The organism is Acidovorax sp. Leaf191, from assembly GCF_001424425.1.
Classification (GTDB): domain Bacteria; phylum Pseudomonadota; class Gammaproteobacteria; order Burkholderiales; family Burkholderiaceae_C; genus Acidovorax.
The window spans coordinates 473,666-486,566 of the sequence record NZ_LMPT01000018.1 but is presented as its reverse complement, the minus strand read 5'-3'; the positions used below and the strand labels follow the sequence as shown (position 1 = coordinate 486,566).

Below are 12,901 nucleotides of genomic sequence, written 5' to 3'. Positions count from 1 at the left end.
CCCGCAAGGGGCGCGCACAGGGCGGCTGCGGCCCCGTGCATCAGCGAAGGCGCCATGGCGGCGGCCTGCGCCTTCGTCACTGGAAGAACTTGGCAGCGCTCACCAGCGTCTTGTAGATGCCCCAGACGAGCGGCACACCCACTGCCAGCCACGCGAAGGCCACCAGCGCAGGACTGGTCGTGCCGCCGCTGCCGGGGCCGCCGCCCACTTCGGCCGCCACGCTCTTTTCGTGGGCCAGCTTCTTCTCGTGCGCCAGTTCCTCGTCGCTCATGAACCACTTGTCGGCCAGCGGACGCACCATCAGGTTGGCGATGAGGCCGATCACCAGCATGCCCACGAGGATGTACATGGTCTGGTTGTACACCTGTTCGCGCGGCAGGCCCAGGCCCAGTTGGTATTCGCGCATGTAGTTGACCACCACGGGGCCGAGGATGCCGGCCGTGGCCCAGGCGGTGAGCAGGCGACCGTGGATGGCGCCCACGAACTGCGTGCCGAACAGGTCGGCCAGGTACGCCGGCACCGTGGCGAAGCCGCCGCCGTACATCGACAGGATCACGCAGAAGGCGCCCACGAACAGGAGCTTGCTGCCCGCGCCCGCAGAGCTGGGGATGCTCGCGTACATCAGGCCGCCGAGCACGAAGAAGATCACGTAGGTCATCTTGCGGCCGAACTTGTCGGACAGGCTGGCCCAGAAGAAGCGGCCGCCGATGTTGAACAGCGACAGCAAGGCGGTGAAGCCGCCGGCCACGGCCGCGATGGCGGCCAGCTGGGCCTTGTCGAGTTCGCCGAACTTCTGCTGCACACCGATCAGGCCGCCGCCGAAGACTTCCTGCAGCATGGGCGAGGCCATGCCGATCACGCCGATGCCGGCGCTCACGTTCATGCACAGCACGACCCAGATGAGCCAGAACTGCGGGATGCCCCAGACGCGCTTCACGTGCACGTGGCGCTGGGTGATCATGGCGTTGGCCGAGGGGGGTGGCGGGGTCCAGCCGGCGGGCTTCCAGCCCGTGGGCGGCACGCGGTAGCCCAGGGCACCGGCCATCATGAACACGAAGTACACCAGCGCCATGACCACGAAGGTCTGCATCACGCCCACGTCGGTGGGGCTCGAGAAGTGCTTCATCAGGTCCACGGCCAGGGGCGAGCCGATCATCGCGCCGCCGCCAAAGCCCATGATGGCCATGCCGGTGGCCATGCCGCGCCGGTCAGGGAACCACTTGATCAGGGTGGACACGGGGGAGATGTAGCCAAGCCCCAGCCCGATACCCCCGATCACGCCCGAGCCCAGGATCATGAGCCAGAACTGGTGCAGGTGAATGCCCAGCGCCGACAGCAGCATGCCGCCGCACCAGCACACGGCCGAGACCACGCCGGCCTTGCGCGGGCCGGCACGTTCCAGCCATCCGCCCCAGATGGCGGCAGAGCAGCCCAGGAAGACGAAGAACAGGGTGTACATCCACCCCAGCGTGGCCACGCGCCAGTCGCAGCCCGATGCGAACAGCTCGGCGAAGAAGCTCATGTCCTTGGCGCAGGCCGCGCCCGTGCCGGCCGTGGAGAGGGCCTTGGACAGCGGCAGCCAGAATACCGAGAAGCCATAGGCCATGCCGATGCACAGGTGGATCGCAAGCGCTGCCGGCGGCACCAGCCACCGGTTGAAGCCGGGCGCGGCGATGATGCGCTCCTTGTCCAGGAAGCCGGGAGACGCGTGGGCCCCGGGCAAGGCGGCCGAGCCCGCTGTGGATGCGTTCATAGGTTCTCTCTCCTGTGATGTCGTGCAGGCGCTGCAGGGCGTGCACCAGTTTTTCTTGACGCAAGTCAATTGCGCGGGGCGGAGTGTCCGGACAGGAGCGCCATGGCGTCAAATTGAATAGGCACATGCTGCGATTCAACAATTGAATGACGCGAATGGAAATTGATTGCAGATGGCTTGCAATCAGCCAAAGTCAGTCACGCTAAAGCCGACGAAACTGGCGCGCTGCCAAGCCAGTGCACCCGTGGAACTGGCTTTGCCAGGCCACGGGGTGCGTCCCCCTTGGGGGAAGGCGCCGAAGGCGACTCAGGGGGAGTCCCTCAGCTCTCCGCAGTGCAGCGCCACATGGTCCCGCCAGGCAGGCTGGTCCAGCAGCTCGAGCGCGGCTTCGAGGGCCCGGGAAACGCGGGGCCCGCGCTGGGTCATGAAGTCGATGGGCGTGCGCACATCGGGCGCGACCAGGGGCAGGGCCTCCAGGCCGCGTTCGCTGCGCGCGGCGGCCACCATGGCGCCCGGCAGCACGCTGCAGACCTCGCCCGACAGCACGGACAGCACCAGCGTCAGCACCGAGTTGGTCTCGATGGCGGGCGGCACGGGTTCGCCCGCCTCGCGGAACGCCTCGTCGATGATGAAGCGGTTGTGCATGTCGGGGGTGAGCAGGCACAGCGGCAGCCGCGCCGCGTCCTTCCAGCGCATGGGCGCGCCGATGCACAGGCGGTCCGGGCCGGGCGTGCGGGCACGGCGCAGCAGGTAGTAGTGTTCGTTGCACTGCGGCCACGAGCGCAGGTTCACGCGCTTGGCCTGCATGCGCTCGCTGTAGCCCACGGCCAGGTCCAGCGACAGGTCTTCGAGCCGCTGTTCGAGCTCCTGCGAACTCATCGACAACACCACGGGCAGTATGCCCGGGTGCCGCGCCTGCAGCATGGCCGCAAAGCGCGAGAGGATGGGCACCGCCGTGGGCGTGGACGCCATGCGCAGGCGGCCCTGCGGCTCGGCCTCCGTGCTGCGCAGTTCCTGGCGCAGCACCTCGTTGTCGCGCAGCATGCGCTGCGCCGTGGCCAGCACGGCCTCGCCCTCGTGGGTCAGGCCCACATAGGTGCGCGCGCGCTGCACGATGACGACCCCGAACTCCTCCTCCAGCGAGCGCAGCGCGTTCGACAGCGCCGGTTGCGTGATGTGGCAGGCCTGCGCCGCCCGGCCGAAGTGCCGGTGCTCGTGCAGGGCAACCAGGTAGCGCAGGGAGGCGAGCAGGTTCATGGGCGGTGGTTTGCAGGCATTTTTTTGGCTGTAGCGCTTATGTAGAAAGCGCTAGAAGCTCACATTTCAGGAGCAATCAAGTATCTCCGGCATCGGGCATCGGGCTGTCCGCCAGTTCACGCTCGATCTGCTCGATGCTGGGAAGGCTGGTCTGCAATTCTGCGGGCAGGGACTCCAGCAACTTGTACTCGGCAATGCCCATCGGTTGCGACTTGTCTCCGAGAGCGTACTCAGCCACCACCTTGTTCTTGGTTTTGCACAGCAGCAGTCCAATCGTGGGGTTGTCGTACTCGCCCTTGACCTGGCGGTCCACTGCCGTGAGGTAGAAGCCCAATTGGCCGAGATGCTCGGGTTTGAATTTGCCCGCCTTCAATTCGATCACCACATAGCAGCGCAGTTTGAGGTGATAGAACAACAGGTCGATGAAAAACTCGTCGCCACCCACATCCAGCAGCACCTGCCTGCCCACGAAGGCAAACCCTGCGCCGAGTTCCAGCAGGAATTCAGTCACATGCTTGACCAGGGCACCTTCGATTTCGCGCTCTTGAGCCTCGTCGGACAAGCCCAGGAAGTCAAAACGGTAGGGGTCTTTCAGAGATTCTCGGGCCAAGTCCGACTGCGGGTTGGGCAAGCAGCCCTCGAAATTCGTCACCGCCTGGCCGCTGCGTTCCAGGCGACGTGTTTCGATATGGATGTTCAGGATATTGCGCGACCATCCATGCGCAATGGCACTTTGTGCATAGGCCAGCCGTTGCGCGGGATCTTTCAACTGCGACAGAAGCACCAGGTTGTGGCCCCAAGGCAATTGTCCAACAGCCTGTTGGACAATTGCCGCATCAGGCCACGCCTGCGCAAACGCGCGCATGTACATGAGGTTAGCCCGAGAAAAGCCCTTCATCTCAGGAAAGGCTGCGCGCAAGTCCTGCGCCAGCCGATCGATCACCTTCGAGCCCCAACCCTGCGCCGCCTGGCGCTGCAGGATGTCCCGGCCGATCTGCCCGTACAGCAGGACCAACTCACGGTTCACAGCGAGCGTGGCGCGCTGCTGGGAGCCGTGGATGCGCCCCTTCAACTCGGCCAGCCAATCGGCGTAGCCTGCGGGCGGGTCGATCAGGCCGACGGGCTTTTCGCTCATGGGGTTAGTCCTCTGCGCAGCCTTTTGGTGCGCTACCGCTTGTCCATCAAGCGCCAACAGCTATCCATTCAATAGCAAACCCGACCTCAGGTGTTCTTGCTGATCGAAATCGTCGGAAACTTGTTCGAGAAGTCCTTGGCCTGCTGCGCGATCTTCACCGCCACGTCGCGCGCCACCTTCTTGTAGATCTGGGCGATCTCGCCATCGGGGTCGGCCACCACCGTGGGCTTGCCGCTGTCGGCCTGCAGGCGGATGCTCATGTCCAGGGGCAGCGCACCCAGGTAGTCCATGTGGTAGTCGGCCGCCATCTTCTTGCCGCCGTCGGCGCCGAAAATGTGCTCCACATGGCCGCAGTTGCTGCACACGTGGGCGGCCATGTTCTCGACGATGCCCAGGATGGGCACGCCCACCTTCTCGAACATCTTGATGCCCTTCTTGGCGTCCAGCAGGGCGATGTCCTGCGGGGTGGTGACGATCACCGCGCCGGTCATGGGTACGCGCTGGGACAGCGTGAGCTGGATGTCGCCGGTGCCCGGCGGCATGTCGATGATGAGGTAATCGAGGTCCTTCCAGTTGGTCTGGCGCAAGAGCTGCTCCAGCGCCTGCGTGGCCATGGGGCCGCGCCAGATCATGGCTTCGTCCTGGTCCACCAGGAAGCCGATGGACATGACCTGCACGCCGTAGTTCTCCAGCGGCTCCATGGTCTTGCCATCGTCGCTTTCGGGGCGGCGGTTGATGCCCAGCATCATGGGCTGGCTGGGGCCGTAGATGTCGGCGTCCAGCACGCCCACGCTGGCGCCCTCGGCGGCCAGGGCCAGGGCCAGGTTGGCGGCGGTGGTGCTCTTGCCCACGCCGCCCTTGCCCGACGCCACCGCGATGATGTTCTTGACCTGGGGCAGCAGTTGCACGCCGCGCTGCACGGCATGGGCGATGACCTTGGTGGTGATGTTGACCGAGACGTTGTCCACGCCCGCCACGCCCTTGGCGGCGGCCACCAGGCTGCGGCGCAGCTCGGGCACCAGGCTCTTGGCGGGGTAGCCCAGTTCCACGTCGAACGCGATGTCGCCACCGGTGATCTGCACGTTGCGCACGGCGCGGGAGCTGACGAAATCCTTGCCCGTGTGGGGGTCCAGAACGCTAGAAAGAGCGGCCAAGAGGCCCTGTTCGGTGACTGCCATTCAATTAACTCCTGTGGGTCCGCTAGTCTATTCCGAAGGACGGTGCCCCTTCGGCTGAAGGACAATGCGCGCCTGTCGCGTCCCTGGCGCATCCGAACCCACCGAGAAGAAGAGAAGGTTTCCCCGTGAAATTCAAGATGGCCGAAAAGTCCCTGTTTGCCATGCTGCTGCGCTCACCCTGGTGGGTCAGCTTCCTGGTGGTCGGCCTCATCGTGATGGCGACGGGCGCGCTGCTGCCCAAGGAATACTTCGTGGTCGGTGCGCTGGCTGGCTTTCCCATCCTGGTGGTGGGCTGCATCGCGGCCTGGAAGCAGTTGCGCGCCCCCAACCCCGCCCGGGTGGCCGAGATGCTGGACGCCGTGGCCAGCATGCCCTGGCGCAGCTTTGCCGACACGCTGGCCGCCGCCTGGACGCGCGCGGGCTACGCGGTCGAGCGCCTGCCCGCCACCAGCGCGGCCGACCTGTGCCTGACCCAGGACGGGCGCACGACGCTGGTCAGCGCCCGCCGCTGGAAGGCCGCCACCCACGGCGTGGAGCCGCTGCGCGAGCTGCACGCCGCGATTCAGGCCCGGGGGTCGTCGGGCGGCATCTACGTGGCCACGCACGGGCAGTTGAGCGACAACGCACGCCTGTTTGCGCGCGACCACGGCATTGCCGTGCTGCAGGGCGATGCCGTGGCGGTGCTGCTGCTGAGCCAGCGCTGACCTGCAGCCGACTTCTCAGGCAGGCAGGCAAGCAGGCAGGCACAGCAACAACCGTAACCCGCCGGCCAACCGCCGCACCGCACACGGCCCGCCATGCGGGTTTTCCCAGATGGGGCCAGCGGTAGAGCACCCCACACTCGGGGCACACCCTCGCCCCATCGCAGATGCCATCGACCCGCCCTCACACCGCGCCCGGCGCCGCCGCGCACACCCCGCCCGTCCGCCCCACGGGCCTGCTCTTGACCGGCGGCGGCGCCCGCGCGGCCTACCAGGTGGGCGTGCTCGAAGCCATTGCCGACATCCGCAACGCCTGCGGCGCTGGCGACGAGCCCAACCCGTTTCCGATCATCACCGGCACCTCGGCCGGTGCCATCAATGCCGCCGCGCTGGCCTGCGGGGCGGACCACTTCGACCGCGCGGTGCGCCGCATTGCGAGGGTGTGGAGGCAGTTCCACGCCAGCCAGGTGTATGGGGCCGATTCGCTGTCGGTGATGCGCAGCGGGGCGCGCTGGCTCACGCTGCTGTCCATGGGCTGGGCCCTGGCGCGCTGGCGGCGCATGCGGCCCCGGTCGCTGCTCGACAACTCGCCGCTGGAAAAACTGCTGGTCAAGATGGTGCCGCTGGTGCGCCTGCCCCGGCTCATCCGCAAGGGCCACCTCACGGCGCTGGCGGTGACGGCATCGAGCTACAGCTCGGGCGAGCACGTGACCTTCTTCGAATCCAACGCGCCGGTGCAGCCCTGGGTGCGCTCGCAGCGCAAGGCGGCGCGCGACCGCATCACGCACGAGCACCTGCTCGCGTCCTCGGCCATTCCGTTCATCTTTCCGGCCAAGGGCATCACCATCGGCGACCACACCGAGTTCTTCGGCGACGGCTCCATGCGGCAGTCGGCCCCCATCGCCCCGGCCATCCACCTGGGGGCCGAGCGCATCCTCGTGATCGGCGCGGGCCGCATGCACGAGCCCAAGGGCGACACCGCCGCCAACCCCACGGCCAACTACCCCTCGCTTGCGCAGATCGCGGGGCATGCGCTGTCCAACATCTTTCTCGATGCCCTGGCGGTGGACGTGGAGCGCGTGCAGCGCGTGAACCAGACGCTGTCGCTCATCCCCGAAGACGTGCGCAACAAAAGCGCGCTGCGCCCCATCGAGCTCTTGGTCATCGCGCCGTCGCAGCGGCTGGACGCCGTGGCCGCGCGCCATGTGGGCGAGCTGCCCGGCCCGGTGCGCACCATGCTGGCGGCGCTGGGTGTCACGTCCAACATGGCGGATGTGCGCGGCGCGGCGCTGGCCAGCTACCTGCTGTTCGAGTCCGGCTACACGCAGGAGCTGATGGCCCTGGGCCGCGCCGACACGCTGGCGATGCGCGCCGAGGTGTGCCGGTTCTTCGGCTGGACGGACACCGGCGCCGAAGTGCAGACCAAGCACCACGCCTGACACCCCACTGCCCTCAAGAAAAGCAACACCGTTCACGCCGGGCTTGTCGAAGTGCTGCGTAAGGCTTCGACTGGCTCAGCCCGAAAGGTTGGGGGTGTTGCATGATCGAGCGAGAGCCCGCACGAGGCGCGGCCGCACGCTACTTCGGCTGCAGCACGTCCTTGGGCAACCAGCCCAGGCCATGCGCGTGCAGGCTTTGCACATACAGCCGGTCGGCCGTCTCGGTGATGGCCGTGGTCTCGGGGTAGGCGCCCGTCGGGTCCTGCAGGTCGGCCACCACCTTGCCGTCGTCGGTGAACGCGATCACATGGCCGTAGGGCTTGGGGATGGGCCACAGCGCGCGCGGCAGTCGCAGCGTCAGGCTGCGCAGCCAGGGCTTGCCGGCCATGTTGTCGATGGCGGCGCCGCGCGGCTTGGCAAAGCCCAGCCAGATGCGGCCGTCCATGCCGCGCATGAGGTTGTCGGGGTAGCCGGGCAGGTTGTCCAGCAGCACGCGGGCCTGGGGCGCCGGCTGGCTGCCGGCGGGGGCCTTCACCTTGGCATCGGCCTCGCTGATGTCCAGGTCGTTCGCGTCCACTGCGATCTTCCACACCCGGTACTTGCCGGTCTCGTTGACGAACAGGCTTTGCCCATCCTGGCTGAGCGCCACGCCGTTGGCAAAGCTGATGCCGCGCGCCACCACGCGCGTGGCGCGGGTGGCGGGGTCGTATTCGAGCACGCGGCCGGTGCTGGCCTGCTCCAGAATGTCGAGCACGCTGGCCTCGAAGGTGCCGCCCCAGTCCTTGGGCGCAAAGCGGGTGGAGGCGTCGCTCAGGTACATCTTGCCGCTTCGGGCCACCACCACGCCGTCGGCGTAGCGGATGGGGTCGTTGCCGACCTTGTCGGCCAGCACGGTGACCTTGCCGTCGGGCGCGATCGACAACAGCCCCTTGACCGCGTCGGCCGCAATCAGGTTTCCCGCTGCGTCGAAGTCAAAACCCAGCACCCGCCCGCCGGTGTTGGCAAACACCTCCTGGCCCGATCCGTCGGGGTTCATGCGCAGGATGTTGCCGCTCAGTACCGTGGTGTAGAGCTTGCCGTCCTTGCCCAGCGCGATGTGCTCGGGGCCGACTTCGCCTTTCAGGTCGATCATCTGCAGCCCCGCCAGGCGCTGGTTGGGCGCGTGCACGCCCTGGTAGCCCGGCGCGGCCGGGGCCGTCCACGCCACCGGCCGGATGGGCACGGGCCACCACGCCAGGTAGGCCGCACCCGCCAGCAAGATGCCGCCCACACCCCACCCCAGAGTCTTTGCCAAGGTCCTCTTCGCCATCGATTTGTCCTGTGGTTGTCGATGCCGCGCATTGTGATCCAGCGCCGGGCCGGCCCCGCCGCGGAGCGAAGGGTCTGCGAGCGCCTAAAATCACCGGTTCCGCCTGAGAAAGCCGCTTTTCATGACGTCATCCGCACGCAAACTCTTCGTTACCACCGCCCTGCCGTATGCCAACGGCAACTTCCACATCGGCCACATCATGGAATACATCCAGGCCGACACCTGGGTGCGTGCGCAGCGGATGCAGGGCAACGCGGTCAACTTCGTGGGCGCGGACGACGCCCACGGCGCGCCCATCATGATCGCGGCCGAAAAGGCCGGCAAGACGCCCCAGCAGTTCGTGGCCGACATCGCCGCCGGCCGCAAGCAGTACCTCGACGGCTTTCACATCGCCTTCGACAACTGGAGCAACACCGACAGCCCCGCCAACCACGCGCTATCGAAGCAGATCTACCTGGACCTCAAGAAGGCCGGGTTCATCGAGACCCGCACCATCGAGCAGTTCTTCGACCCCGAGAAGAACATGTTCCTGCCGGACCGCTTCATCAAGGGCGAATGCCCGCGCTGCCACGCCAAGGACCAGTATGGCGACAACTGCGAGGTGTGCAGTTCCGTTTATGCGCCCACCGACCTGATCAACCCCTTCTCGGCCCTGTCGGGCGCCAAGCCGGTGCTCAAGACGTCGGAGCATTTCTTCTTCAAGCTGTCCGACCCGCGCGCGGTGGAGTTCCTGACCACCTGGACGCAGGACGGCGTGCATGTGCAGCCCGAGGTGGCCGCCAAGATCAAGGAATGGTTCGGCGTGCGCACCAACCCCGACGGCAGCACCAGCGAGGGCCTGGACGACTGGGACATCTCGCGCGATGCGCCCTACTTCGGCATCGAGATCCCGGATGCGCCGGGCAAGTACTTCTACGTGTGGCTGGACGCGCCCGTGGGCTACCTGGCCTCACTGAAGGAGCTGCTGGAGCGGCGCGGCGAGGACTTCGACGCCTACATGGCCGACCCGGCCGTCGAGCAGTACCACTTCATCGGCAAGGACATCATCACCTTCCACACGCTGTTCTGGCCGGCCATGCTGAAGTTCAGCGGCCGCAAGACGCCCACCAAAATCTGCGTGCACGGCTTCATGACCGTGAACGACGGCGAGAAGATGAGCAAGAGCCGCGGCACGGGCCTGGACCCGCTCAAGTACCTGGCACTCAAGATGAACCCCGAGTGGCTGCGCTACTACCTGGGCGCCAAGCTCAACGGCAAGAACGAAGACATCGACTTCAACCCCGAAGACTTCATGGCCCGCGTCAACTCCGACCTGATCGGCAAGTACGTGAACATCGCCAGCCGCGCGGCCGGCTTCATCTTCAAGCGCTTTGGCGGCCAGCTGGGCCCCGTGAGCGACGACGGACAAGCCCTGCTGGCGCAGCTGCGCGACGCCCGGGCCGGCATCGTGGCCGCCTACGAAAACCGCGACAGCGCCCGTGCCGCACGCGACATCATGCTGCTGTGCGACCGGGTGAACAGCTACGTCGACGCCAACAAGCCCTGGGAGCTGGCCAAGCAGGACGGCATGGACGCACGCCTGCAGGACGTGTGCACCACCTGCATCGAAGCCTTCCGCCTGCTCACCATCTACCTCAAACCCATGCTGCCCGCCGTGGCCGCCCAGGTGGAGGCCTTCCTGAACGTGCAGGCGCTGCAGTTTGCCGACGCCGGGCAGCTGCTGGGCGCCGGCCACACCATCGGCCAGTACCAGCACCTGATGCAACGCGTCGTGCCCGAGCAGCTGGAAGCCCTGTTCGAGCCCCCAGCGCCCGCCACACCAGCGCCAGCCGCTACTGAAACCGTAGCAGCCCCCGGCGGCGAGGAACCGGCCCCCACCATCGGCATCGACGACTTCACCAAGATCGACCTGCGCATCGCGCTGATCGTGAACTGCGAGCCGGTGGAGGGCTCCACCAAGCTGCTGCGCCTGACGCTGGACGTGGGCGAAGGCAAGACCCGCAACGTCTTCAGCGGCATCGCCAGCGCCTACAAGCCCGAAGACCTGGTAGGCAAGCACACGGTGATGGTGGCCAACCTGGCACCGCGCAAGATGAAGTTCGGCATCTCCGAAGGCATGGTGCTGGCTGCCAGCCATGGGGATGAGAAGGCGAATCCGGGTATCTACGTGCTCAACCCCTGGCCGGGTGCTGCGCCGGGCATGCGGGTGCGGTGAGCGGTATTCGCTCGATGACCTCCGATCGGATCTGATGCGACGCCGCCCCGCGCTTGCGCTCGGCGGCTGAACGCAGCACCAAGATGCAGAGCCGAAGCCGCTCCATGCGCACCCTCGTTGTTCTCGGTTTCTCCGCAGTCCTCGGAATTTTTTCTGACTCAACAGGAGCGTCTGAGAAGGCCTTTACCGGAGACTTCGAAGGCACGGGCCGAGCATGCTCAGGCGAACTGCGTGTGCGGACGAAAACCCTCGAATGGCGTTCAAGTTTCAGCACCTGCACGCCAGCGCATTACGAAGTTCTGGAAAGAAGCGCCCATGGCTCCATGGAACGAATCGTTTTTCGGCTGAAGAAACGCAGCAGCCAATGCCGCTACCCGGTGATAGAAGCGGCGCGTACCAGCGACTACGGCTGGAATGTGACGGGCTACCAGTCCTTGGAAGGGTTCCAGAAAAAAGAGCTGCCGGACTGGAGCAACTCCCCGCTGCCCGACAGGCAAGTACTGTCGTGCCCGATGACCAAGACCCGCTAGCGCCAAGGCCTGCGGCAAGCGCCGTGGCGTCGCCAAACACGGCCGCGATCAACTCCCCGCGTACCGCCCCGGCCGGTGGCTGATCCACAAGAACCCGCTCATCACGAGCACTGCCAGCACCGAGTACGCCACCCGGTCTGCGGGCACCACGAACAGCGCCAGCAGCACCACCGTCCCGTCGATCATCATCTGCACCTTGCCGGCGCGCATGCCGTAGCGGCTTTGCAGGTACAGCGACACCACGGTGGCGCCGCCCAGGCTGGAGCGGTGGCGTGCGAGGAACAGGCAGCCCGTGCCCAGCAGCAGCCCGCCCAGCAGCGATGCGAACAGGGGGTTCAGGTAGTCCACGCGCATCACATGCGGGAACAGTTCGGTCAGCAGCGACAGCAGGGCCACGCAGACAAAGGTCTTGAGGGTGAACTCGCGCCCCATGCGGGTCCAGGCAAACCAGTAGAACGGCAGGTTGACCGCGAAGAACAGCTTGCCGAACGAGATGCCGGTGACGTAGTGCAGCAAGAACGCCGCCCCCGCCGTGCCGCCCACCAGCAGCCCCGCCTGGTTGAACAGCATGAGCGCCATGGCCACGAACAGCGTGCCGGCGAACAGGGCCTGGGCGTCTTCGAAGGCGCCGTGGCGCAGGGAGGGCAGCGGCTGCGGTACGGCGCGCGCTGCGGCCTCGGGCGCGGTGTGGGGTGGCGGGGGAGCGTCGTTCATGGGGGCTTCAAAGGGGTGGGCTGTGGTCGCAGCGGCAGCATTGGCAGCGACAGCACCCAGCCAGCATCATCCATGCCAGCCGTGGCCCCGCCATGACAGCCGCGCCGCTCACTTACTTGCCGCCCTTGAACTCGGGGGCGTCCAGGTCGGGGCCCGTCTGCGTGCGCAGCACGACGTGGTCGGGCCCGTGCACCACCGTGAACACCTTGGCCTGGTTGGAGCCCTCCAGGTAGCGCCAATCGACGTGGGTTTCATTTTTCAGCGCGTAGGGCGTGACCTTGGCGGGCTTGCCCAGCAGGCGGCGGACTTCGTCCATGCGCTGGCCGGGTTGCACGCGGGCGAAGTTCTCGGGCGTGAGCACCTGGCGCAGGGCCGTCATGCGGCCATCGGGGCCCAGGGTGATCATGTAGTTGACCTGGCCCGCGGGCTGGCGGTTGTACTCGAAGGTGCGGGCGCCGCCGGGCTCGTCCCACACGTTGTCGGGGGCGCCGAAGCGGTCGCGCACGTCGGCTTCGGTCGACACGCCCTCCTTCAGTTCACTGATGCGCTGGGGGTCGCAGGCGGTGAGCGCCAGCAGCGAAAAAGCGGCGATGGCCAGCGTGGCCGCGCGATATATCAAAGGCATAAGTCGGTCCCGGTAAAATCAGCGGGCTTGCGATGCACTCCTGCG

At 66.7% G+C, this 12,901-nt stretch carries 11 protein-coding genes; 4 read left to right on the top strand and 7 right to left on the bottom strand.

The genetic code is table 11. The annotated features are described in order from the left end of the window. Positions 1–76: 76 nt before the first annotated feature. The 4 genes from ASG27_RS13865 to apbC all read right to left on the bottom strand — a co-directional run bounded on the left by ASG27_RS13865 (position 77) and on the right by apbC (position 5,323). Complete coding sequence (locus tag ASG27_RS13865) at positions 77–1,753, bottom strand: OFA family MFS transporter (RefSeq protein WP_056418137.1); 1,677 nt, start codon at positions 1,751–1,753, stop codon at positions 77–79. A 306-nt stretch (positions 1,754–2,059) separates the two neighbouring features. Beyond that, positions 2,060–3,010, bottom strand: coding sequence for a LysR family transcriptional regulator (locus ASG27_RS13860; protein ID WP_056418134.1), 951 nt, complete (start codon positions 3,008–3,010; stop codon positions 2,060–2,062). 76 nt (positions 3,011–3,086) lie between these two features. Then, the gene (locus ASG27_RS13855) at positions 3,087–4,145 is read right to left on the bottom strand and encodes a PDDEXK nuclease domain-containing protein (RefSeq protein ID WP_056418131.1); all 1,059 of its coding nucleotides are present in this window, start codon (positions 4,143–4,145) and stop codon (positions 3,087–3,089) included. Between the two features lie 86 nt (positions 4,146–4,231). Then, on the bottom strand, positions 4,232–5,323 hold the full coding sequence (apbC, locus tag ASG27_RS13850) for an iron-sulfur cluster carrier protein ApbC (RefSeq protein WP_056418128.1): 1,092 nt from the start codon (positions 5,321–5,323) through the stop codon (positions 4,232–4,234). 137 nt (positions 5,324–5,460) lie between these two features. Here apbC and ASG27_RS13845 point away from each other — a divergent pair, with 137 nt between their 5' ends. After that, positions 5,461–6,027 (top strand): restriction endonuclease, encoded by a 567-nt coding sequence (locus tag ASG27_RS13845; protein WP_056418380.1) that lies wholly within the window; start codon positions 5,461–5,463, stop codon positions 6,025–6,027. Between the two features lie 164 nt (positions 6,028–6,191). Continuing rightward, complete coding sequence (locus ASG27_RS13840) at positions 6,192–7,463, top strand: patatin-like phospholipase family protein (RefSeq protein ID WP_056418124.1); 1,272 nt, start codon at positions 6,192–6,194, stop codon at positions 7,461–7,463. 139 nt (positions 7,464–7,602) lie between these two features. Here the strand turns inward: ASG27_RS13840 and ASG27_RS13835 are convergent, their stop codons facing one another. Next, on the bottom strand, positions 7,603–8,772 hold the full coding sequence (locus ASG27_RS13835; RefSeq protein ID WP_056418122.1) for an SMP-30/gluconolactonase/LRE family protein: 1,170 nt from the start codon (positions 8,770–8,772) through the stop codon (positions 7,603–7,605). A gap of 121 nt (positions 8,773–8,893) precedes the next feature. On the opposite strand from ASG27_RS13835, the gene metG reads away from it, so the two are divergent. Then, a complete protein-coding gene (gene metG / locus ASG27_RS13830; RefSeq protein WP_056418119.1) occupies positions 8,894–10,987 on the top strand; it encodes a methionine--tRNA ligase in 2,094 nt (697 codons plus the stop codon). Positions 10,988–11,091: 104 nt separating this feature from the next. Then, on the top strand, positions 11,092–11,517 hold the full coding sequence (locus ASG27_RS26780) for a hypothetical protein (protein WP_156370756.1): 426 nt from the start codon (positions 11,092–11,094) through the stop codon (positions 11,515–11,517). 48 nt (positions 11,518–11,565) lie between these two features. On the opposite strand, the gene ASG27_RS13820 is transcribed toward ASG27_RS26780, so the two are convergent. Beyond that, positions 11,566–12,231, bottom strand: a complete 666-nt coding sequence (locus ASG27_RS13820; protein WP_056418113.1) for a YitT family protein — start codon at positions 12,229–12,231, stop codon at positions 11,566–11,568. A gap of 112 nt (positions 12,232–12,343) precedes the next feature. Beyond that, on the bottom strand, positions 12,344–12,856 hold the full coding sequence (locus tag ASG27_RS13815; RefSeq protein WP_056418110.1) for a hypothetical protein: 513 nt from the start codon (positions 12,854–12,856) through the stop codon (positions 12,344–12,346). Positions 12,857–12,901 lie beyond the last annotated feature (45 nt).

What these genes read in the sequence shown, in the direction of transcription:
- ASG27_RS13845 (WP_056418380.1), top strand. Translation starts at nt 5,461, where the DNA reads ATGGCCGAAAAGTCCCTGTTTGCCATGCTGCTGCGCTCACCCTGGTGG.
- ASG27_RS13865 (WP_056418137.1), bottom strand. Translation starts at nt 1,753, where the DNA reads ATGAACGCATCCACAGCGGGCTCGGCCGCCTTGCCCGGGGCCCACGCG.
- metG (WP_056418119.1), top strand. Translation starts at nt 8,894, where the DNA reads ATGACGTCATCCGCACGCAAACTCTTCGTTACCACCGCCCTGCCGTAT.
- ASG27_RS13820 (WP_056418113.1), bottom strand. Translation starts at nt 12,231, where the DNA reads ATGAACGACGCTCCCCCGCCACCCCACACCGCGCCCGAGGCCGCAGCG.
- ASG27_RS13835 (WP_056418122.1), bottom strand. Translation starts at nt 8,772, where the DNA reads ATGGCGAAGAGGACCTTGGCAAAGACTCTGGGGTGGGGTGTGGGCGGC.
- ASG27_RS26780 (WP_156370756.1), top strand. Translation starts at nt 11,092, where the DNA reads ATGCGCACCCTCGTTGTTCTCGGTTTCTCCGCAGTCCTCGGAATTTTT.
- ASG27_RS13860 (WP_056418134.1), bottom strand. Translation starts at nt 3,010, where the DNA reads ATGAACCTGCTCGCCTCCCTGCGCTACCTGGTTGCCCTGCACGAGCAC.
- ASG27_RS13840 (WP_056418124.1), top strand. Translation starts at nt 6,192, where the DNA reads ATGCCATCGACCCGCCCTCACACCGCGCCCGGCGCCGCCGCGCACACC.
- ASG27_RS13855 (WP_056418131.1), bottom strand. Translation starts at nt 4,145, where the DNA reads ATGAGCGAAAAGCCCGTCGGCCTGATCGACCCGCCCGCAGGCTACGCC.
- apbC (WP_056418128.1), bottom strand. Translation starts at nt 5,323, where the DNA reads ATGGCAGTCACCGAACAGGGCCTCTTGGCCGCTCTTTCTAGCGTTCTG.
- ASG27_RS13815 (WP_056418110.1), bottom strand. Translation starts at nt 12,856, where the DNA reads ATGCCTTTGATATATCGCGCGGCCACGCTGGCCATCGCCGCTTTTTCG.